Consider the following 21363-nt stretch of genomic DNA (forward strand, 5'->3'; position numbering starts at 1 on the left):
CTCGATGCCCCCGGTGCGCAAGCTGGCGCGAGCCACTTCGACCCCGCGCGCTGTCCAGACGCCGGGTGCGAGCGGCTCGGTGCACGAGATCGTCGCTCGCGGGGAGCATCCAGCTCGTCGTGGTCCCGCCCCTGGTCGTGCTCACGCCCCTGGCGGAGCGCGCCAGAGCGCTGTACTGATCCAGCGGAGTTTCAGCATCAGCCAGGCCAAGGTGAGCGGGCGCGCTGTTGAGCGTCGAGGACGGCAGAGATCTCGCGGCGCACCCTCGCGCTAGCCGGCGTCAATACAGATGAAACTCCGGGTGCCGCACGAGCCCGTAACAGACGGCCGCCCACCCCGCTTCCTCCGGCGAGAACCGCGACTTCGCCGCGCCCTTGGCGCGGTGCCGCGCGACCGTCCCCTCGTACAGCGCGAAGAACTTCCCCTGCCGATCCGGCGGCGCCAGCCGCGCCGGGTAGCTCAGGAACGTCCGGTGCAGCACGTCGAAGCGCGGGGCGAACGCCGCCTCGTCCGGGTCCTGCGCGGGCAGATCGAACGCGAAGATCAGCCGCCGCTCGATCGGGACGCGCTCCTTCGCCTTGAGATCGTGCTCCAGGGCGCGGTCGCAGAGCGCGATCCCGAGCCGCTCGAACGCCGCCAGCATGAGCGCGTTGGTCTGCGTGGCGCGCGGGAGATCCAGGCCGTGATCGGGGAGCCCGAGCGCCGCGAGGTAGTCGCCCCAGGTGTCGAACAGCGCCGCCTTGTCGTCCCCCCGCGCGCGGCGCTCGACCTCGGCGGGCGCGAGGCCGCCGAAGAGCCGGAGATAGGTCCTCAGGTACGCCTCGGCCGGGATGAGCCGCAGATCCTCCTTCGGCGCCCGGCTCTGCGCGACGCGCCCCGTCTCCCGGAGCGGCGCGGCAGGCCGCGGCGCGATCGCCTCCGGCGGGCCGCACGCGCCGGCCAGCGCGGCCACCGCGGCCACGCCAGCGAGGGCGAAGGCCCCCATCCTGCCGGGCGCCCTCCCCCGGCCCTGCATCACCGCGCTCCCTCGCCGCGCGCCGCCCCGCCGCGCGCCGCCCCGCCCTTCGCCGCCCCGCCCCGCTCCAGCGCAGGCCGCACGTTGCTCGCGCGCGCATACGCCGGCGAGCGGACGATCGCCTCGACCAGCGGCCGCATCCGGTAGCCGCGCGCCACGAACCGCTCGCGCAGCGCGCCGAGCAGCGCCTCGTCCTCCTCGCGCAGCGGCCGCCCCAGGAACGACTCGGTGACGCGCTCGACGGCGCACGACGCGAACTCCGGCATGCGCGTGAGATCCGCCGCGGCGCCGGCCGGGCCGCGCTCGGCGTGATCCGCCGAGGCATAGGCGCCCCGCAGCACGCCGCGCTCCCGGCTCGAGAACACGGGGTCGTAGAAGCGCTGGCACGATTGCCCCGTCTTCCCCTCCGCGTTCAGCTTGCACACCGGGTTCTCGATCGGGAACCTCTCGGCGGGCAGATAGGTCCACGTCGTCTCCTCGACCCGCGTGAAATACGCCGCGAGCGGCTCCAGCGTCGCATGACAGCTCGCGCAGCCCGGCCGGACCATGAGGTCGGGCTCCTCCGACGGCGGGAGCTCCGCGTGCTCGGCCGTGAAGCTCTTGCACAGGAACGCGCTGTAGAGCGCCGCCGCCCGCGCGCGCCGCGAGGAATACTTCGTGAGGAACACCGGCGTCGTGAGGATCCCCGCCGCGCGCGGCCCGCGATCGGGGATGAACGTCCAGGCCGAGACGTCGTGCGGCGCGACGACCGGCGGCACCGCGCCCGGCAAGAACAGGGGCGCCTCGTCCTCGCGCATCCCGTACGACGGGTGCAGCGAGCAGCACGCCGCGGGCGCGCTCGACCGGTAAAACTGCGCGAGCGGGCCGTTGATGAACGTATAACGACCGGTGAGGATCTCCCGGAAATCACGATCCGCCGCGAAGACGTGATTCATGAGATGAATCGCCTCCTGCGACCACCAGAACTTGTTCCAGCCGGTGATCGTGTGCGGCGCGGAGCCGATGGGATCCTCGATGCCGAGCGGGGTATTCGCCGGCAGCACGAAGGCGCGCGGATCCCTGCCCGCGCTGTCGGCGGGCAAGCAATGCTCGAGGCCGATGCCGCAGCCGCAATCGACGCTCATCACGGGCGCGAGCGCGCTCCGGCACGAGATCGGCTCGCCCCGGTGCGCCTTCGCATAACGATCCTCGCGCACCGGCGGGCGCGCGCGGCCCGGCGGCGGCGGAGCCCCCTTCGGCGGCGGAGGGATGTCGCTCGCGTAGATGTGGCCGACCTCGGCGGTCTGCGCCTCTTCCTTGCAGACCCGGACCTCGACGGTCGGCGTCTTGCCGTCCGGCTCGACCAGGAGCTGCGGCAGCGGGACATAGGCGCTGTCCGGGTCCTTCCACCCGTCGCCATAACGCTGCGTCGGGACGACGGAGAGGTAATCCCGGTAAAGCCAGTAGGGGCGCACGAGCGTCGTCCGCTCGTCGAGCAGCCGCTGGGAGATGCGGGCGGGCGTCCCCTTGATGGGCGCGTAGGCCGCCACCCCGAGCCCGCTCTCGGCGTCGGAGAAGCAGAACTCGCCGTCGATCACCGGGTTCAGGCGGCGCTGGTTGACGCGGTAATAGACATAGAGCGGCTTGCCCTCCGGGCCGAGCACCTCCACCCGGCGGAGCGTCGTCGCAGACGGAGTGAACAGCCCCGCCGGGCCGAGCTCGAGCCGCAGGACATCCATGTAGATGCGCGTGAGCCGCTCGGCATACCCCGGGCCGTCGAGGTGGCGCTCTATCCAGGCGTCCAGATCGAAGCCCGGCGACTCGAGCTCGGCGAGCTCCTCGCGCGTCGGGAGCCGCCCCTTCAGATCGAGGGAGAGCGCCCGGAAATACCGGTACTGCTCCAGCGTCGGGGCGGCGGCGGACGGCGGCGCGAACGAGGCCGCGGTCGCCGCCGCGAGCGGCGCCGCCACGGCCAGCGCGCGCAGCGCGCGCCCCCTCATGCGTCGACCTCCTCCGCGGCGGGCGGCGGGGCCTCCTCGCCGGGGAGCACCCCGGCCATCAGCATCCCGAGCTCCGTCCGCGATACCGCGCCCGCGTCCCGCGTCGCCACGATCTCGCCCCGGTACATGACCGCGATCCTGTCCGACAGCGCCAGGATCTCGTCGAGCTCCGCCGACACGAGCAGCACCGCCGCCCCCGCGTCGCGCGCCGCCACGATCTCGCGGTGGATGTGCTCGATCGACCCGACGTCCACGCCCCGGGTCGGCTGGCTGGCCACGAGCAGCTCGACGGGGCGGCTCATCTCCCGGGCGAGGATCACCTTCTGCTGGTTGCCGCCCGACAGCGCGGACACGGGCGTCTCCGGGCCGGGCGCGCGGATGTCAAAGGTCTTTATCAACCGCCTCGCGTTCTCCTCGCGGGCGTCATCGCGGAGCACGCCGCGCACGGCGAACGGAGCCTTGTAGTAAGTGCACAGCACGAGGTTGTCCGCGATCGCGTACGAGAGCACGAGCCCGTGGCGCTGGCGGTCCTCGGGCACGTGCGAGACGCCGCGCTCGATCAGGGCGCGGGGCAGCGCGCCTGTGACGTCGCGGCCCCGGAGGAGCACGCGCCCGGCGCGGGGCGGCGAGAGGCCGGTGATGGCCTCGCAGAGCTCGGTCTGGCCGTTGCCCTGCACGCCGGCGATCCCCAGGATCTCGCCCGCGCGCACCGAGAAGCTCACCTCGCGCACCACGTCGGCGCCGGATCCGCGGCGGCCCGCGACGCCGAGGCGCTGCACGTCGAGCACGATATCCTTGGGGCTCGCCGGGGCCTTGCTCACCTGGAGCACCACCTCGCGGCCCACCATCATCGCCGCCAGGCCGCGCTCGTCCGTCTCCGCCGGGATCGCGGCGCCCACCACGCGCCCGGCGCGCATGACCGTCACCCGGTCCGCGACCGCGAGCACCTCCCTGAGCTTGTGCGTGATGAACAGGACCGAGACCCCCCGCGCCGTCAGCCCCCGCAGCACGCGGAACAGCTCGTCCGCCTCCTGGGGCGTGAGCACGGCCGTGGGCTCGTCGAGGATCAGGATCTCCGCCTTCCGGTAAAGAGCCTTGAGGATCTCCACCCGCTGCTGCACGCCGACCGGGAGGTCCTCCACCCGGGCGTCGGGATCGACGTCCAGCCCGTGGCGCGCCGAGAGCTCGCGGACCTCGGCGCTCGCGCGCCGGCGGTCGAGCAGGGCGCCGCGCACGGGCTCCGCGCCGAGCACGACGTTCTCGGCGACCGTGAACACCGGGATCAGCATGAAGTGCTGGTGCACCATGCCGATCCCGAGCGCGATCGCGTCGCTCGGCGAGCGCAGCGCGACCGGGCGCCCGCTCCGGACGAGCGACCCCTCGTCCGGGCGCAAGAGCCCGTAAAGGATGTTCATCAGGGTCGATTTGCCGGCGCCGTTCTCCCCGAGCAGGGCGTGGATCTCGCCCTTTCGGAGGTCGAGATCGACCTTGTCGTTCGCCAGGACGCCGGAGAACCGCCTGGTGATCCCCCGGGCCTCGAGGACGGCCGTCACCGCCGCCCCTCCCGCTCGTACGGCAGGCCGTCGGCGGCCGGCGGCGTGGTCTTGCCGATGACGCCGGTCAGGAGCAGCAGCGTCAGGAGATAGGGCACCAGCCCGACGACCGACGATTGCTGCAGGAACGACCACGACGGCGGGATCTGGTCGCGGAAGAGCTGCAGGTTGATCTGGAACGCCTGCGCCGCGCCGAAGACGAGCGCCGCGGCCCACGAGCCGAACGGCGTCCAGTCGCCGAAGATCATCGCCGCGAGGGAGATGAAGCCGCGCCCGTTCGTCATCAGCGGCTCGAAGGACGGCACCGACTCCAGCGTGAAATACGCCCCGCCGAGCCCGGCGATCGCGCCGCCGATCACGACGTTCACGTAGCGCACGCGGGCCACGTCGATCCCGACCGTCGCGGCCGCGCGGGGGTGCTCGCCCACGGCCCGCGCGCGCAGGCCCCACCGCGTGCGGAAGAGCACGAGGTGCGTCAGCCCGACCAGCGCGACGGCGGCGACGGCGATCGGCTGCTGCTCGAACACGGGGCCCACGACCGGGATGTCCGCGAGCAGCGGGACGCCGAGGCGCGGAAGGACGCCCGGCGCGTGAGGCACCTGCCCGCCGAACACGCTGCCCGACCCGAAGAAGAGCTGGCGGTTGAAGAAGCCGGTGAGCCCCACGGCGAGCAAGTTGATCACCGTCCCCGCGAGGATCTGGTCCACCGAGAAGGTCACCGCAAGCGCGGCCAGCAAGAGCCCCAGCGCGGCGCCGGTGGCGACCGCGATCACGACGCCGAGCAGCAGGCTCGGCAGCGGCGGGAAGCCCAGGATCGAGCTCGCGTAGATCGACCCGAACCAGCCCGAGAACGCCGCCGCGAGCATCATGCCCTCGATGCCGAGGTTGACGACCCCGGAGCGCTCGCAGAAGACGCCCGAGAGGGCGCCCAGGGTGAGCGGGGTGGCGACGGCGAGCGTCGTGGCCGCCATGCTGGCCACGATCGTCAGCGGCGGCACCTGCGACGCGCCGACCAGCGTCACGACGAGGACCAGCACGCCCACGACCACCGCGATGAATGCGTAGCGTCGATAGCCCATCTTCGTCCTTCCCTGCTCCCGTTCCCCGCTCCGGTCCCGGCTCCTCGCCCGAGCCGGCGCGCTAACCGCCCCACCCGCGCGTGAGCACGAGCCGCTCGTGCTCGCCCCGGACGCGGTAGATGCGCCGGACAAGGGCGTCCGCCGCGACGAAGAGCAGGATCAGCGCCTGGATGACGGAGATCACGTCGATCGGCACCTGCGTCAGGTACTGCATCCGGGTCGCGCCGCTGCGCATCACGCTGAACAAGAGGGCCGCGAGCACCGTCCCGCCGGGGTGCGCCTTGCCGAGCAGGGCGATGGCGATCGCGTCGAAGCCATAGCCCTGCGAGAACCCGAGCTCGTGCCGGTGGTGCAGCGCGCTCACCTCGATGGCGCCTGCCAGCCCGGCGAAGGCGCCCGAGAGCGCCATGGTCGCGATCACGGTGCGGCTCACCCGCACGCCGGCGTAGCGCGCGGCGTCCGGGCTCTGCCCGGCCGTGCGGACCTCGAAGCCGAACGTCGTCCGCCGGAGCGCCCACCCGACGAGCGCCGCCGCGAGCAGGGCGAGCGGGAAGCCCCAGTGAAGCCGGAAGCCCTCCACGAGCGCGGGGAGGCGCGCGCTCTCGTCGATGAGCGGCGTGCGGGAGAGCACGTTGGACGCGCCCGGATCCTTCATCGGGCCGTTCAAGAGGAAGCTGACCGCGTTGAGGGCGACGTAGTTGAGCATGATCGTGCTGATCACCTCGTGTCCCCCGGCGCGCGCCTTGATCCAGCCGGGCACCGCGGCCCACAGCCCGCCCGCGAGCGCGCCGAGGAGCAGCGTCAAGGGGACGTGCAGCGCCGCGGGCAGGCCGCCGCCCACGAGCTGCGGCAGCCAGTGGCCCGCCCAGGCCGCGGACAGCGCCCCGAGCGCGAGCTGCCCCTCCGCGCCGATGTTGAAGAGGCCGCCCTTCAGCGCCAGCGAGACCGACAGGCCGGCCAGGATGTACGGCGTCGCCCACACGAGCGTCTCGCTCACCGCCCGCGGCGACCCGAGCGCGCCCTCGAGCATGCCGGCGTAGGCCTCGAGCGGGTTGCCCCCGGCCACGGCGATGAGGACGCCGCCCAGGACCATCGCGGTGAACACCGAGAGGGCCGGCAGGAGCAGCGGCCGGAGGCGCCGGATCAGCCCCTCGAAACGCCGGATCAGCTTCTCTCGCATCCTCGGGAGCCCAGGGCGATCACGGCCCCTTGGCCGGCGGCACCGCCGTCTTGAGCGTCCCGTCGAGGAGCCCTTTCCGGAGCTCCTCCATCTTCGCCTTCACCTCGGCGGGGACCTTGGCGTCGAGATCGTGATACGGCGCATACCCCGACTTGCCCTGGAAGTTCCCCGACGGCAGCTTCCCCTCCTTGGCCGACTTGATGAGGTCGAAGGTGCCGTCGGAGATGAGCTTGACGGCGCTGGAGAGGAGGACCTTCTGGGCCTCGGGCACCGTGAAGTACTGGTCGGTGTCGACGCCGATGGCGTAAACGCCCTTCGTGGCCGCGCCGAGCAGCGCGCCGTTGCCCGTCTTGCCGCCGCCGCCGAAGACGATATCGACCCCCTTGTCGATCATCGAGACGGCGGTCGTCTTCCCCCACTCGGGATCGGTAAACGTCTTATCGAAGCCGACGTCGTTGTGGTAGACGACGCTGAGCTCGATGTCGGGCTTCACGTGGCGCGCCCCCGCGCGGAAGCCCTCACCGAAGCGCCACACGGGCGGGACGGCGTCGGTGGCGAGCACGGCGCCGATCTTCCCCGTCTTGGTCATCATCGCGGCCAGCGCGCCGACGAGGAAGCCGCCGTGGTCCTCGGGGAAGACCAGGCCCACGACGTTCGGCTTGTTCGCGATCTGGAACTGGTCGATGCCGATGAACTTGACGCCGCTGAACTGATCCGCCGCGGCGCGCGTCGCCTCCGTGAGCCCGAAGCCCGACGTGACCACCACGTCGTAGCGCTCCTCGGCGAACGTCGCGATGTTCTTGGGGTAGTCCTTCGGATCCGTCGTCTCGATGTACTGCGTCGTGGCGCCGAGCTCCTTCTGCGCCCGCTGGATCGCCTCCCAGGCCGACTGGTTGAACGACTTGTCGTCGATCTTGCCCATGTCGGTGACGAGGCCCACGCAGAACACCTCGGGGCTCGCGCAGTCGGCCTTCTTGCTGCTGCTGTTACACCCCGCGAGCGCGCTGGCGAGGGCCAGCAGGACCGCGATCGCGACGCGCCGCTTCTTCAACATGGCGGATCTCCTTGGAAGGCCCGCATTGGACACCGGGCCGCGCACCAAGGCAACCACCGTATCGCAGTGGCACACCTTTGCTCACACGAGCGCTCTCATCTGCTGCGCGGGAGCACGGCCGGCTGCGCGGGAGCGCCGCGCGCCTCCCCTCGAGATCGCGATCGGGGGAGCAACATTTTTTCCTCGAGCGTTGTCACAGTCGATCGGCAGCGCCCGATGAGCGACGGGGCGCGCCGGCGCAGCCTTCCCGAGGAGGTCCTTCCATGAATGGTCCCGCCGTTCGATTCACGCTTTTTTGTGCTCTCATCGCGTCCGCCCTCGTCCCTTCGGCGGACGCGTCGGCCTGCGGTGGAGTCGAGATCATGCCCGCGATCGACCACCGCGTGATGGGCATCGCCCAGGCCGAGCAAGCGCTTCACGACGGCCGGTTCACCGCGGCGGCGGGGAGCGTGATCCGGATGTTCCCCGAGATCCGGCGGATCTCCTATGACAAGGACCCGCTGATCAACCGGGCCTTCCGCGTGCTCGCGGTGGCCACCGCGCGCGCGGACGGGGCGCTCCAGGTCGGACCGCAGCTGCCGCGCGAGCTGCTCGAGACGTGGGGCGGGGCGTCGGCCGAGGAGCGCAAGGGGAACATCGACTGGTCGATCCGCGCGCTGCGCCGGCTGAACGAGCAGCGGAAGAACGATCCGGCGCTCCAGACCGACCTGGGCGAGGCGCTCGCCAGGGCGCCAGAGCACCGCGGCGAGGCGCTCAAGCTGCTCGGCGATCTGGCGGAGAAGGACCTCCTGACGAGCCCCGAGGCGTACGCGACGCTGGCGCGGCTGCGCGCGCTCTCGGGGGACAACGCGGGGCACGACGCCGCGGCCACCCGGTGCGAGACGATGGCGCAGAACAAGGCGCTCTGCCGGGCGACGGGCGCGGTCGGCGCGGTCGGCCCACAGAGCTGACGTCGATGCGCGCCCGTCCGCTGCTCGCCCTGCTCGCGGCGCTCGCCTCGGGCGCCGCGGGGTGTACCTCCGAGGACGCGCGGGGGTCTGCGCCTCCCGCGGCGCCGCGCGCGAGCGACCAGGGCGCCGGGGCGGCCGCTCCGGCCGCCGTGGCCGCGGCGCCGGCCGGCGATCCGGCGCGCGGGGAGCGGCTCGTCGCGGAGCTCCAGTGCAACCGCTGCCACGACGGGACCGGGCAGGCGCCCGCGGCGCGTGACGCCCACTGCGTCCAGTGCCACCAGGACATCGCGGCGGGGCGGTTCCAGGCGCCGGCCGCGGCGATGAAGCGGTGGAACGAGAACCTCGTGCAGCTGCGCGACGTGCCGTCGCTCGCCGCCGCCGGCGACAGGCTACGCCGCGACTGGATCCGCGCCTTCTTGCTGTCGCCGCACGACGTGCGCCCGCGCCTGCACGCGACGATGCCGCGGCTCGCGATCGGGCCCGAGCAGGCGAGCGATATCGCGGCGTACCTCACGCGCGATCGCCGCGATCGCCGCGAGGGGCGCGAACGTCCGAGTGCGCCGCTGGAAGGCGCGAGCGCGGCCCGGGGGCGTGAGCTCTACGAGGCCAAGGGGTGCGGGACGTGCCACGCCTTCTCCGGGGCGGCCGGGGTGACGGCGGTCGCGCCCGTGAAGGGGATGGAGAAGGAGACGCGCGCCGCGATCGCCCTGGCGCCGGATCTGAGGCACGCGCGCGACCGGATGGAGCCTGCCGATCTCGTCGCGTGGGTGCTCGACCCCGCGGCGATCAAGCCGGGCACGCCGATGCCCCAGGTGCCGATGTCGCCCGCCGAGGCGCGGGACATCGCGGCCTTCGTCGTGACGGCGGAGCTGTCGCCGCGGGCGCCGGCGAGCGCGCCCGAGCGGCTGCCGCTGCTGTCGCGGCGGGTGACCTACGCCGAGGTGGATCGCCGGGTGTTCCGCGTCACGTGCAGGCACTGCCACTCCGAGCCGGATTACGCGCTCGGCGACGGCGGGCCCGGGAACACGGGCGGCTTCGGGTTCAAGCCGCGCGGGCTGAACCTCGCCACGTACGAGGGGATCGCCGCGGGCTACGTCGACGATCAGGGCGAGCGGCGGAGCGTGTTCTCGCGCGGGCCCGACGGCGCCCCTCGCCTCGTCGCCGCGCTGCTGGCGCGGCAGGCGGAGGAGGCGGGCCGCGCGGCTCCGGCGGTGCGCGGGATGCCGCTCGGGCTGCCCGCGGTAGGGCCGGAGGAGATCCAGCTCGTCGAGAGCTGGATCGCGCAGGGCCGCCCGCAGTAGCGAACGAGCGGGAGGGGGCGATCGCCAGGGTCGCTCCGGCCTTGTCGTGGTGCCCCCCTTGCTTCCACGGTGACACCGAGGAGGTGGCCGATGCCTCGGTGGTCTCAACGTGCTCAGCACGCGGGCTCGCCTCCGAGCGGCGGGGGCAACGGGCCGCCGGGGAGGATATCCATAGGAAGGCGTCTTTCCTTGCTCGTCTTGAGTCAGCTGATCCTGGCCGCCCTGGGCATCACGATGTCCATCGTCGCGCTCAGGCGGCTGGCCACCGAGACAGCCTACCTGCGTCACTACGTCTTCCAGCCGTTCGTCGTCATCAGCAGCGGCATCGAGTCATCGAACGCTCTCTATGCCCTGCTCGCTCGCCCGCCGTCGGACGTCTCGATAGAAGTCCGCGAGCCCATGATGCGGCTCCGCTCCTTCATCGATCGGTACCAGCGCGATTGGTTGACGGCGACCTCGACCCTGCCGGACGCCATCCACCTCCGCGCTGCGCTCGCTCGGACCGGGGAGCTCGTGCTCCTGGAGGAAGAGCGCGAGGCGGCGGACACCGTCGCCGCTGTCGTGATGCACCTCGAGCGCACGACCGGGCTCGTGGGTCCGACGCCCGCCGCGCCGCACTTGCGGCGCGCCGACGTGGAGCACCTCAGCGACGCCCTCATCAAGCTGCACAGGATCAACCTGCGCTACCTGGAGGTCGCTTACGACGCGTTCGACCGCGTCCGGCGGCGCATCCTCCTCGTCTTCATGGCCGTCGGCCTCGGGGGCGTCACGGCGGCGTCGCTCTTCGGCCTCGCGGTGCGCCGCGCGATCGCGCCGCGCATCCACCGGATGGTGACCGCCGTCCGACGCTTCCGCGAGCGCGGCGTCTACGAGCCGCTCGGGGACCGGGGGGACGACGAGCTCGCCGTGCTCGCCCACACGCTGAACACGAGCTTCAAGGCCATCGCCGAGCGCGACAAGGATCGCGACCGGTTCCTCGCCGTCGCCGCGCACGAGCTGAAGACGCCGCTCACCACCATGAAGGGGTTCTCACAGGTCGCGCTCACCCACCGGAACGACACGGCCATCCGCGAGCGCGCCCTCACGATCATCGATCGCCAGGCGACGCGCCTCGGCCGCCTGGTCCAGGATCTCCTGTGGTCGGCGCGCATCTCCGGAGGCGAGCTCCCCTTCAAGCCCGAAGCGATCGACGTCGAGGAGCTCGCCCGCCGCGTGATCGGAGAGCTCGAGCTCGTGGCCAGAGATCACAGCATTCGCCTGGTGCCCCGGGGAGACGCGCACCTCCTGGGCGATCCAGAGCTCGTCGAGCAGGCGCTCTGGAGCCTGCTCGTTCAGGCCGTGTCCGTCGCGCTGGAGCGCGATCCGGTGCTCATCACGATCGACGCCGGCTCCGCCGCGCGCGTGCTCATCACGATCGAGGTCCGGGGCGGGAAGGATCTCCCGGAGGACCTCGAGAAGCTGCTGGAGCCCTTCGCCGTCGTCGCGTTCGAGGGGCGGCGTGACGAGCTGCGCAGCACGGGCATCGGCCTCCACCTCGTCCAGGGGATCGCCCGGCTCCACGGCGCGAGGTTCTGGATCGAGCGGAGGGCCGGTGACCTCATGGTCTTTTCTCTGGAACTGAGGCGCTAGCGAGCAGAGGGAACATGCTGCGAAACCGCGTGCTGGTCATCGACGATGACCCCGATTTCCGGGAGCTCGTCGCCCTCAGCCTGGACGGATGGGGGCTCCAGTGCCTCCAGGTCGCCGACTGCGCCGAGGCGCTCCCGCTGCTCGAGCGCGAGCGCGACGTGCTGCGGGCGGTGCTGTGCGACTACTTCATGCCCGGGCTCTCTCCCAGCGTTTGCGCGAAGGCGATCCTCGCGCGGGTCGATCCGGCGGTGCGCGTGGTGCTCGTGAGCGCCGCGGTGGACGTCTCGGAGCTGGCCGCGGAGCTCGGGCTCGCGCGGTTCCTCGCCAAGCCGTTCGATCTCGACCAGCTCCACGACGCGGTGCTCGGCCCGCGCGCGCCCTCGGCGTGAGCGGGGCGCACCCGAACGCGGCGCGCTCCGTGGTAGCCTCCCGACCCTCGCCCGCGCGCGGGCGGACCGCACGCCGCGCGGCGCTCGGAGGTCTGCGTCATGACAGGACAGCTTCTGGAAGAGGGCTTTACCAACCCTGGAATCGACCCGCGGCTCACGTGGCGCAACCCGCCGGCGCGCTGGGCGGTGGAGCCGGAGCGGCGCGTGCTCGTCGTCGAGCCCGCCGCGAAGACGGACTACTGGCAGCGGACGCACTACGGCTTTCGCAACGACAACGGGCCTTTCCTCTTCACCCGCGCCGGCGGCGACTTCGTGATGACCTGCCATGTGCGGTTCCGGCCGGCGCACCAGTACGACCAGGCAGGGCTCATGGTGCGGATCGCGGAGTCGTGCTGGCTGAAGGCGTCGGTCGAGTTCGAGCCGGACGGCCCGAGCCGGCTCGGCGCGGTGGTGACGAACGCGGGCTACAGCGACTGGTCGACCCAGCCATTTCCCTCGGATCGCCGCGAGATCTGGCTGCGCGTCCGGCGGGAGGGGCCGGATTACCTCGTCGACAGCTCGGACGACGGCGCGGCGTGGACCCAGATCCGCATGGCCCACCTGCACGAGGACGACGGGGCGCGCGAGGTGGAGTGCGGCCTTTATGCTTGCAGCCCGCTCGGCGAGGGCTTCGTGGCGGAGTTCGATCTGCTGCGGATCGCGCCGGGGCGCGCGGCGTGAGCCCTCGAGGGGTCGAGCGGGAGGGCTCGCCGGCCGGGAGCGCGTGGCTCAGCGGTCGAGCGCCTCGAGGTGCGGAGAGAGGACCTCGGTGATCCAGCTCATCACCGCGCGCACGCGGCGCGGCACGCTCCTGCCGTGCGTGTGGAGGAGCGAGACGGGCATCGGCGCGCCGGTGAGGGAGGGTAACACTTCGACGAGCTCGCCCGCGATGATGCTGGCGAACTTGCCTACCCGCGGCGCCTGGATGATGCCCAGGCCCGCCACACACGCCGCGAGATAGGCGTCAGCGCTGTTGACCGTCACCGCGCTGCGCATCGGCCACTCGCGGTAGCCGCCGTCGTGGGGGTACTCGAACGACGGCGCTTCGGCGCCGAGCGTCGACGAGTAATGCACGAGGAGGTGCCGTTCGAGATCCTCGAGGCGACGAGGCGTACCATACTCGCGCAGATAGGACGGGCTCGCGAGGTTCACCATCCGCAGGACGCCGAGCCTGCGGCCGACGAGCCCGTCGCCCCCCGGGGCGCCGACGCGCAGGACGCAGTCGAAGCCCTCGCGGAGCGGCTCGACGCGCCGATCGGTCGTGCTGAGGAGCACCTCGAGCTCGGGGTGGCGCGCGAGCAGCTCGGGCAGGCGCGGGATGATGACGTCGCGCGCGAAGTTCACCGGCAGATCGATCCGCACCCGCCCGCGCAGGCCCCGCGCGGCCTGGAACATCGCTCCCAGCTCGTCGGCCTCGAGCGCGAGGCGCCGCGCCCGCGGAAGGAGCTCCTCTCCGTCCGGCGTGAGGCGCACGACGCGCGTCGACCGCTGGAGGAGCCGGGTGCCGAGCTCGGCCTCCAGGGCCTTCAGCCGCAGCGAGACGCGCGCCTTGGGCATGCCGAGGTGCTCGCCGGCGCGCGTGAAGCTGCCGAGCTCCGCCACCTTCACGAAGATCTTCAGCGATCCGACGTCGACGGTCATTGTTTCGATTGGCGAAACAGTGTGTCGGAGCCTCGGGCCTTCCGCAACCGGGATCGGATCGCTATTCACAGTCGCAGACAGCGGCGAGCAGCCGCCACGGACAGCGGCGGGCAGCCGCGTCGCCATCGAAAGGACCCGACCATGAGCACATCCAAGCGTAGCCCCGTCGCCCTCGTCACCGGCGGAAGCCGCGGGCTGGGAAAGAGCATGGCGCTCCACCTCGCGGATCGCGGCGTGGACGTCATCATCACCTACCGCGGCGCCGCGGCGGAGGCGGCAGATGTGGTGAAGCAGATCGAGGCCAAGGGGAGGACGGCGGCGGCCATCGCGCTCGATCTGGGGAGCACCCGCGGATTCGACGCGTTCGCCGCCGCGGTGAAGGCGGAGCTCGCCGGTCGCTTCGGGCGCGATCGCTTCGATTACCTGGTGAACAACGCCGGCATGGGCGGCCACGCGAGCTTCGCCGAGACGACCGAAGAGCAGTTCGACGCGCTCATGAACGTCCACTTCAAGGGGACGTTCTTCCTCACGCAGAAGCTCCTCCCGCTCATCGCGGACGGCGGGCGGATCCTCAACGTCTCGTCGGGGCTCACGCGGTTCAGCTTCCCCGGGTACGCCGCCTACGCCTCGATGAAGGGCGGCGTGGAGGTGCTCACCCGCTACCTGGCGAAGGAGCTCGGGCCGCGGAAGATCGCGGTGAACGTGCTCGCGCCGGGCGCGATCGAGACCGACTTCGGGGGCGGCGTCGTGCGCGACAACGCCGAGCTGAACAAGATGATCGCCGCCCAGACCGCCCTCGGCCGGGTCGGCCTCCCCGATGACATCGGCGGCGCGGTCGCCGTGCTGCTCTCGCCCGAGGGCCAGTGGATCACCGGCCAGCGCATCGAGGCGTCGGGTGGCATGAATCTCTGAGGCGCTCCGAGCTCGCGGCAGGCGCGTGGTCGTCGGGCCCGCGCCTGCAACGAGCAGCGAACACACGAACATTCCGACACAGAACGGCACAGGTCATCGAGCGTAACCGGGGCTTTTGCGAGGGAGCTCGACTGGCACATTTGGTGCTGAGTGGCAGCGCATCGCAAGGAGGCGAGCGCTCATGAGCCGGGAATTGCCTAACCATATCCTTCGAATCCTCGGGATCGGCATGCTCGCCGGCCTGTCGGTGACGCTCGGGTGCCAGGGAGATACCACCGTGCCAGCTGGCACAGGAGGGGCCGGCGGCGCCGGGGGTGAAGGCGGCGCGGGCGGTCAAGGCGGCGCAGGCGGTCAGGGCGGCGCGGGCGGTCAGGGCGGCACGGGCGGCGGCCCGGAGACGTGCGATTCGCAGCGGGGCGACCACGGCGACGCCTGTTCCGCGGACGCGCCTTGCGCGATCACGCTCGACGTGGAGGTGACGTGCACCGGGTACGACTTCGCAGCGGGCGGGGTGCGGGCCGTTCCGGCGGCGGGCGCGACGTACCTCGTGACGAGCAGCAACGCCCCGACGCGGCTGTTCGAGCTCGACGACGACGGGGCGACGCAACGCGACTTCGACGTGGAGAGCAATAGCGTGAGCGTGGCGCTCTCGCCGGACGGAAGGGCCTACGCCGCGGTGGATGAGACGGAGGGCAGCGCTGACGGCTATCCCGGCGGCGTCGTGTTCCTGCCGCTCGCCGGCAGCGCGGCCGAGAAACAGATGGTGTTCGATCGCGACGACAAATACGTGCCGGTCCTCGATGTCGCGGTGGACTCCCAGGGCGAGCCGCACATCTGGATCCTCACGGATGCGCCGGAGATCATCGCGCACGCGACGCGCACGTCCGGCGGCGCCTGGGACGTCGCGCCGGCGAGCCGGCTGGTCGACAGCGGTTGGCCCCGCTTCGCCCTCGCGCCCGACGACGCGCCGCTTTCGTTCGGCATGGTCCAAGCGGGCTCCGACAGCTGGCAGCTCGAGGTGCTCGACGGCGCCACGGAGCGGAGCCTTGGCGCTCCGGTCCCCGCGAGCTCGCCGCTCCGTTACGAGCCCGTCCCGCCGCCGAAGCCCGCCGGTCAAGCGACGATTCCGCGCTTCGCGGCGGTCGTGCAGCACCCCGACGGGCTGCGGCTGGAGAGCGCCGGCGAGGGCGACGGCGTCGACGAGGTAGCGATCCCCGGCACCGCGACGCCGGCGTACAGCTGCCAGCGCGGCTTCGGCGACTCCCCGTCGCCGGGCTGCCCGGCCGACTGCCACGAGGTGACCTCCGGGCTCGAATGGTCGGCCTTCTCGGCCGCGCGCACGAGCGACGGCGACGTGTGGATCGCATTCCTGATCAGCCACATCGACTGGACGATCGCCTACGAGGTGCAGAACGCCGATCTGCCGACGTGCGTCGGCAACATCGCGGCGGACGCGAGCCGCGGCGAGCTGCGCCTCGTGCGCGTGCCTGCCGCCGGAGGGGCGCCCGAGGTCGCTGTGACGCTGCCGCTCCCCGCGATCGCAGGCGAGAGCCATTTCAGCGATGTGTACCAGCGCCACCCGCTCGTCGATGTCTCCGCGTTCGGCACGGAGCTCACCGTGGCCATGCGCACGCAGGCGTCACGCGTGGGGCCCTTCACGGCCCGCGTGCTGCGCGTCGACACCTCGCTCCTCGGGCCTGCGGCGCCAGGCGACTGAGACGCGCGCTGCACATCGACGCCTCGGTCCTCGACTCCACGAGCGTAGCCGCCGGATCGGACTCGGGCGCGCCACGGCTGGCGGAGCCGGCGCGAGGACAGGAGATCGAGCCCTCCAGATCACGATGGATCTCCGGCAGCTCGACAGGTAACCACGGCTGCGCCTCGGGCCGAATGCGCATTTTGACACAGAACGACACAAGCCATCGCGTGTGACGCCGCCTTTTGCGCAGAAGATCGACTGGCACGTTTGATGTTAAGTGCCAGCGCATCGCAGGGAGGCGATCACTCATGCGCCAGAAATTGCAAATACACATCCTTCGAATGCTTGGGACCGGCATGCTCGCCGGCCTGTCGGTGACGCTCGGGTGCCAGGTCGATACCACCGTGTCGGCTGACACAGGAGGGGCCAGTGGCGCCGGGGATCAAGGCGGCGCGGGCGGTCAGGGCGGCGCTGGCGACGCCCCGGCGACGTGTGAATCGCGGCGAGGCGACCACAACGACGCCTGTCCCGCGGACGCGCCTTGCGCGATCACGCTCGACGTGGAGGTGACGTGCACCGATCCCACGTTTGCAGCGGGCGGGGTGCGGGCCGCGCCGGCGGCGGGCGCGACATACCTCGTGACGAGCAGCAACGACCCGACGCGGCTGTTCGAGCTCGACGACGATGGGGCGACGCAACGAGACTTCGACGTGCGGTCCACTACCGTGAGCGTGGCGCTGTCGCCGGACGGAAGGGCGTATGCCGCGGTGGATGAGACGAAAGGCAGCGGTGACGGCTATCCTGGCGGTGTCGTGTTCTTGCCGCTGGCCGGCAGCGCGGCGGAGAAGCAGAGGGTGTTCGATCGCGACGACAACTACGTGCCTGTCCTCGATGTCGCGGTGGACTCCCGGGGCGAGCCCCACATCTGGATCGACACGGACGCGCCCGACAGCGTCGCGCACGCGACGCGCACGTCCAGCGGCGCCTGGGACGTCGCGCCGGCGAGCCGGCCGAGCGGCAGCGATTACACCCGCTTCGCCCTCGCGCCCGACGACGCGCCGCTGGCGTTCGGGCTCGTCGAAGCGCTCCCGGGGGTCCGGCAGCTCACGGTGCTCGACGGCACCACGGAGCGGAGCCTTGGCGCCCCGGAATCGGCGAGCTTCCTGCTCGACTACGAGCCCGTCCCGCCGCCGCAGCCCGCCGGACAAGCGACGTTTCCGCGCTTCGCGGCGGTCGTGCAGCACACCGACGGGCTGCGGCTGGCGAGCGCCAACGAGGACGGCGGCTTCGACGAGGTCGCCATCCCCGGCACCGAGACGCCCACGTACCGCTGCCAGGACGGCGTCGACATCCCGCCTCCGGGCTCTGCGAGCTGCCCGGCCGAATGCCACATGGTGGCCTCCGGGCTCGCATGGTCGGCCTTCGCGGCCGCGCGCACGAGCGATGGCGACGCGTGGATCGCGCTCCTGATCAGCCACATCGACGAGACGCTCACGTACGAGTTGCAGGACACCGGTCTGGACCGGGTGTGCGTCGGCCACACCGTGGCGGACGAGAGCCGCGGCGAGCTACGCCTCGTGCGCGTACCTGCCGCCGGAGGCGCGCCCGAGGTCGCGGTGACGCTGCCGCTCCCCGCGATCGCAGGAGGGAGCTACTTCAACGATCTGAACGAGCAGCACCCGCTCGTCGATGTCTCCGCGTTCGGCACGGAGCTCACCGTGGCCATGCGCACGCAGGCGTCACGCGAGGGGCCCTTCACGGCCCGCGTGCTGCGCGTCGACACCTCGCTCCTCGCGCCCGCCGCGCCAGGCGACTGAGACGCGCGCCGCACCTCGACGCGTCGGTCCTCGACCCGGCCGCGCAGCCGCCGGGTCGGACCCGGGCGGGCTACGGCTGGCGGAGCCGGCGCGAGGACAGGAGCTCGAGCCCTCCCGTGCGCTCCGCGATGCGCTGGAGCGACGCGAGCAGCGCGCCGGCCTGCTCCTCGCCGAGCAGCGCGCGGAGCCGCCTGTTCACCGCGGCGCGCGCGGCGCGCCCCGCCTCGACCGCCGCCCACCCGCGGTCGGTGAGCTCCACGAGCCGGTTGCGCTGGTCGTCCTCGGCGACGCGCCGGCGCACGTAGCCGAGCTCCTCCAGCTCCGCCACCGCCTTCGAGGCGCCCTGCGCCGTGATGCCGAGCCGCTCCGCGAGCTCCCTCACCTTCACCGGCCCCGGGACGAGGTGCTGGAACACGTATCCATGGCTCGGCCGGAGATCCCCGTGGCCGGCCCGCTCCACGCGGCGCATCACCTCGTCGCTGTTCGCGGCCGCGATGGCGGCGAAGAGCAGCACGAGGTCCTCGTCCGGGCGCGAAGGCTTCACGGCCGGAGCGTGTAACCCGCAACCGAGGTTGCGCAAATGACGTTGACGGCCGCGGGCGGCGGCCCTATTCATCAACCAAGGTTGCGCAACATGGGTTGCGTATCATCGGGGTCGGGCTCGAAGGGCCGGGCGGCTCGCCCGCGCGCGCCCGGGCCCGTGCTGCCCCGAGGAAGGGACGAAGGGACGAGCGATGCACCTCGCGATCCATGGCTCCTGCGACCCGGCGTTCGCGCCCGTGCGCGCGGCGTTCGCCTCGAATTTCGAGCGGTTTCCCGAGCTCGGGGCCGCCGTGTGCGCCGCCGTGCGCGGCCGCGTGGTCGTCGACCTCTGGGCCGGCTTCCGGGACGCGGCGAGGACGGCGCCGTGGCGCTTTGACACGATCGTGAACGTCTTCTCGGCGACGAAGGGCGCTGTGGCGCTGTGCGCCCACGCGCTCGCGGAGCGGCGCGCGCTCGACGTGGACGCGCCGGTCGCCGCCGCCTGGCCGGAGTTCGGCGCGGCCGGCAAGGGGCGCGTCCTCGTGGCCCAGCTGCTCGACCACAGCGCCGGCCTGCCGGCGCTCCGCGCCGAGCCGGAGGAGGGCGCGCTCTACGACTGGCAGGCCATGACCGCCGCCCTCGCCGCGCAGGAGCCGTTCTGGGAGCCGGGCGCCCGGCACGGCTACCACGCCGTGACGTTCGGCTTCCTCGTGGGCGAGGTGATCCGGCGCGCAAGCGGCCAGCGGGTCGGCGCGTTCCTCCGGGAGGCCGTCGCGGGGCCGCTCGGCCTGGATTTCCACATCGGCACCGGCGCCGAGCACGACGGGCGGATCGCCGAGGTGCCCCCGACCATCGCGAGCCCGAGCGGCCTGGGCGGCGCGTTCGGCGCGAGCTTCCGCGACCCGGCGTCGCTCACCTCGATGGCCTTCACCAGGCCGCGCGACCTCCTGTCGCCGGGCCTCGTCAACACCGCCCGCGCCCGGCGCGCGGAGATCCCCGCGCTGAACGGCCACGCGAACGCGCGCGCGCTCGCGCGGATGTACGGCGCGCTCGCGAACGGCGGGGCCCTCGCCGGCGCCGCGCGCGTGCTGTCGCCGGAGGCGGTCGAGGCCGCGCTGGTGGAACGATCGGCCGGGCTCGACGCCGTCCTCCTCGCGGAGAGCCGGTTCTCGCTCGGGTTCATGCTGCCGAGCGCCCTGCGCCCCTTCGGGCGCGGCCCGCGGACCTTCGGCCACCCCGGCGCCGGCGGCGCGCTCGGCTTCGCCGACCCCGACGCGGGGCTCGGGTTCGGCTACACGCCGAACCAGACCATCGCGAGCGGCGAGGGCGGCGACCCGCGGTGGCCGGCGCTGATCGAGGCCGTGTACTCGTGTCTATGAGCGCTGGTTCCGCGCGGCCGGGGCGCGTGACTGGGTTCGTGAGAGCAGGGGCCGCGTGGTGCTCTGTTGAACGTGCTCCGGTTGACCACGCCCCGGGAGCGCCTCGTCGTCCTCTTGATCTCCTGGTGCTCAGAGCTCCTCTGCCTTGGCAATTTTGATGACGGGATCGAGGCGATAGCCGCTCTGCTCCTGCGTCAGGGATCTGGCCTGGTCGAAGTCGAGCGTGAGGTGCAGTGTGCCACCGGGGCTCACCTCGACCGCGCCTTCCGTCACGATCTTGAGCCCCGACTCCGAGCACGAGGGACAGGAGACCGCGCTTGTGGTGGATCCCTCCACAAGCTCGGCGTCGGTGAGCACGAGCCGAACTTGCGTGACCTTGCCCGCGGGGACCTCGCTCGAGCCGAGGAGCTTTTCGGTCGAGCTCGCGTCCAGGAGATCCAGCTTGACCTCGCCGCTGAAGATCGTGCTCCAGCCCCTCTCGCTCGCGCTCTCTTCGTGGCTCGACCCGTCGTCATCGCCGGGCGACGCCTGGCCGGCTTCATCCTGCTCCGCGTCCTCCGCGACATGGACGCTCACCTCGGTGAGCATGACCACGAGGTGTCTCTGCACGGCCTCTTCCGTGCCTCCCTCAGACGGAGCGGACGCCTGAAGCGGTTGGGCCGTGACCCCCACCTCCACGGTGGCATCACCGCCGCCACAGCCAGCGATGACGAGCGCGAAAAAGCCGAAGCGGACCAGGTGCGATGAGAAAGCGTGCATATCAATCTCCTTCGTTCAGGCTGAAGGCGGCGCCCATGCATCGCGCCCCCTTGGCAGAGAAGCCCATTGCCTGGGCCTCCGTCACCTGTTTCGTACAGTGCTCGAGCGCTCTTCCGACGGCTCACATAAAAAGCGCATCGCAGCGACGCTCACTGCTGGAACTTCGGTGCAGCACCGCTCAAAGCGTCTTTCGTGACGCGCGAGCACCAACTTCACCCGAGCCAACCGCTCGCCGCAGATGGATCAGTTGATTTCGGATTCGATCGCGTCGAGCTCCGTCTTGTAATTCGCGACCGTGATCGAGCTCGCGGCCTCTTCCTCGAAGTCCGCCGGAACGGCGAGATCCGTGTCTGCAATCGTCGGCTGCGCGCTGGGCGCCGGATCCTGCTGCTCGGTCGTCGAGTCCTGCTTGCAGCCAACCGTCAGCAGCATCGATGCCGCTATCCCAACGGCGCTCAGAGCGTGC

General features: G+C 72.0%; 19 protein-coding genes. 9 read left to right on the forward strand and 10 right to left on the reverse strand.

The window, feature by feature from the left end; all coding sequences use genetic code 11:
• Positions 1-280: 280 nt before the first annotated feature.
• The 6 genes from WME82_RS41715 to WME82_RS41740 form a co-directional block, all read right to left on the reverse strand.
• Positions 281-1015 carry a hypothetical protein gene (locus WME82_RS41715; protein ID WP_438039861.1) on the reverse strand — a complete coding sequence of 245 codons (735 nt, stop codon included), beginning with the start codon at positions 1013-1015 and terminating at the stop codon, positions 281-283.
• Entirely contained in the window at positions 1015-2994 is a 1980-nt protein-coding gene (locus WME82_RS41720) for a DUF1585 domain-containing protein (RefSeq protein WP_438039862.1), read from the reverse strand. The genes WME82_RS41715 and WME82_RS41720 overlap by 1 nt, the downstream gene beginning before the upstream one ends.
• On the reverse strand, positions 2991-4547 hold the full coding sequence (locus WME82_RS41725; RefSeq protein ID WP_437742089.1) for an ABC transporter ATP-binding protein: 1557 nt from the start codon (positions 4545-4547) through the stop codon (positions 2991-2993). The genes WME82_RS41720 and WME82_RS41725 overlap by 4 nt, the downstream gene beginning before the upstream one ends.
• Positions 4544-5626, reverse strand: coding sequence for an ABC transporter permease (locus WME82_RS41730; RefSeq protein WP_438039863.1), 1083 nt, complete (start codon positions 5624-5626; stop codon positions 4544-4546). Before WME82_RS41730 ends, WME82_RS41725 begins: the two co-directional genes overlap by 4 nt.
• A gap of 61 nt (positions 5627-5687) precedes the next feature.
• A complete protein-coding gene (locus WME82_RS41735) occupies positions 5688-6806 on the reverse strand; it encodes an ABC transporter permease (RefSeq protein ID WP_437742091.1) in 1119 nt (372 codons plus the stop codon).
• Between the two features lie 19 nt (positions 6807-6825).
• Complete coding sequence (locus WME82_RS41740) at positions 6826-7860, reverse strand: BMP family lipoprotein (RefSeq protein WP_437853866.1); 1035 nt, start codon at positions 7858-7860, stop codon at positions 6826-6828.
• A 362-nt stretch (positions 7861-8222) separates the two neighbouring features.
• Between WME82_RS41740 and WME82_RS41745 the strand changes: the two genes are divergently transcribed.
• From WME82_RS41745 to WME82_RS41765, 5 genes are all read left to right on the forward strand, one after another.
• A complete protein-coding gene (locus WME82_RS41745) occupies positions 8223-8810 on the forward strand; it encodes a hypothetical protein (protein ID WP_438039864.1) in 588 nt (195 codons plus the stop codon).
• A gap of 5 nt (positions 8811-8815) precedes the next feature.
• On the forward strand, positions 8816-10111 hold the full coding sequence (locus tag WME82_RS41750) for a c-type cytochrome (RefSeq protein WP_438039865.1): 1296 nt from the start codon (positions 8816-8818) through the stop codon (positions 10109-10111).
• A gap of 189 nt (positions 10112-10300) precedes the next feature.
• Positions 10301-11740 carry a sensor histidine kinase gene (locus tag WME82_RS41755; RefSeq protein ID WP_438039866.1) on the forward strand — a complete coding sequence of 480 codons (1440 nt, stop codon included), beginning with the start codon at positions 10301-10303 and terminating at the stop codon, positions 11738-11740.
• A gap of 14 nt (positions 11741-11754) precedes the next feature.
• Positions 11755-12129 (forward strand): response regulator, encoded by a 375-nt coding sequence (locus tag WME82_RS41760; RefSeq protein ID WP_438039867.1) that lies wholly within the window; start codon positions 11755-11757, stop codon positions 12127-12129.
• A gap of 99 nt (positions 12130-12228) precedes the next feature.
• On the forward strand, positions 12229-12849 hold the full coding sequence (locus tag WME82_RS41765) for a DUF1349 domain-containing protein (RefSeq protein ID WP_437853877.1): 621 nt from the start codon (positions 12229-12231) through the stop codon (positions 12847-12849).
• Positions 12850-12897: 48 nt separating this feature from the next.
• On the opposite strand, the gene WME82_RS41770 is transcribed toward WME82_RS41765, so the two are convergent.
• Positions 12898-13809 carry a LysR family transcriptional regulator gene (locus WME82_RS41770; RefSeq protein ID WP_438039868.1) on the reverse strand — a complete coding sequence of 304 codons (912 nt, stop codon included), beginning with the start codon at positions 13807-13809 and terminating at the stop codon, positions 12898-12900.
• Positions 13810-13950: 141 nt separating this feature from the next.
• Between WME82_RS41770 and WME82_RS41775 the strand changes: the two genes are divergently transcribed.
• The 3 genes from WME82_RS41775 to WME82_RS41785 all read left to right on the forward strand — a co-directional run bounded on the left by WME82_RS41775 (position 13951) and on the right by WME82_RS41785 (position 18237).
• The gene (locus WME82_RS41775; protein WP_437742098.1) at positions 13951-14721 is read left to right on the forward strand and encodes an SDR family NAD(P)-dependent oxidoreductase; all 771 of its coding nucleotides are present in this window, start codon (positions 13951-13953) and stop codon (positions 14719-14721) included.
• Positions 14722-14902: 181 nt separating this feature from the next.
• Positions 14903-16438, forward strand: coding sequence for a hypothetical protein (locus WME82_RS41780; RefSeq protein ID WP_438039869.1), 1536 nt, complete (start codon positions 14903-14905; stop codon positions 16436-16438).
• Positions 16439-16728: 290 nt separating this feature from the next.
• A complete protein-coding gene (locus WME82_RS41785; RefSeq protein ID WP_438039870.1) occupies positions 16729-18237 on the forward strand; it encodes a hypothetical protein in 1509 nt (502 codons plus the stop codon).
• Positions 18238-18307: 70 nt separating this feature from the next.
• Here the strand turns inward: WME82_RS41785 and WME82_RS41790 are convergent, their stop codons facing one another.
• Positions 18308-18781, reverse strand: coding sequence for a MarR family winged helix-turn-helix transcriptional regulator (locus tag WME82_RS41790; RefSeq protein ID WP_438039871.1), 474 nt, complete (start codon positions 18779-18781; stop codon positions 18308-18310).
• 190 nt (positions 18782-18971) lie between these two features.
• Here WME82_RS41790 and WME82_RS41795 point away from each other — a divergent pair, with 190 nt between their 5' ends.
• Positions 18972-20138 (forward strand): serine hydrolase domain-containing protein, encoded by a 1167-nt coding sequence (locus WME82_RS41795; RefSeq protein ID WP_438039872.1) that lies wholly within the window; start codon positions 18972-18974, stop codon positions 20136-20138.
• A gap of 129 nt (positions 20139-20267) precedes the next feature.
• Here the strand turns inward: WME82_RS41795 and WME82_RS41800 are convergent, their stop codons facing one another.
• Together WME82_RS41800 and WME82_RS41805 are read right to left on the reverse strand one after the other, a co-directional pair.
• A complete protein-coding gene (locus WME82_RS41800; protein WP_437853891.1) occupies positions 20268-20747 on the reverse strand; it encodes a DUF4382 domain-containing protein in 480 nt (159 codons plus the stop codon).
• A 393-nt stretch (positions 20748-21140) separates the two neighbouring features.
• Positions 21141-21329 (reverse strand): hypothetical protein, encoded by a 189-nt coding sequence (locus WME82_RS41805; RefSeq protein WP_437742104.1) that lies wholly within the window; start codon positions 21327-21329, stop codon positions 21141-21143.
• Positions 21330-21363 lie beyond the last annotated feature (34 nt).

The organism is Sorangium sp. So ce128 (genome assembly GCF_051525245.1).
In the GTDB taxonomy this organism is placed as follows: Bacteria; Myxococcota_A; Polyangia; order Polyangiales; family Polyangiaceae; genus Sorangium; species Sorangium cellulosum_B.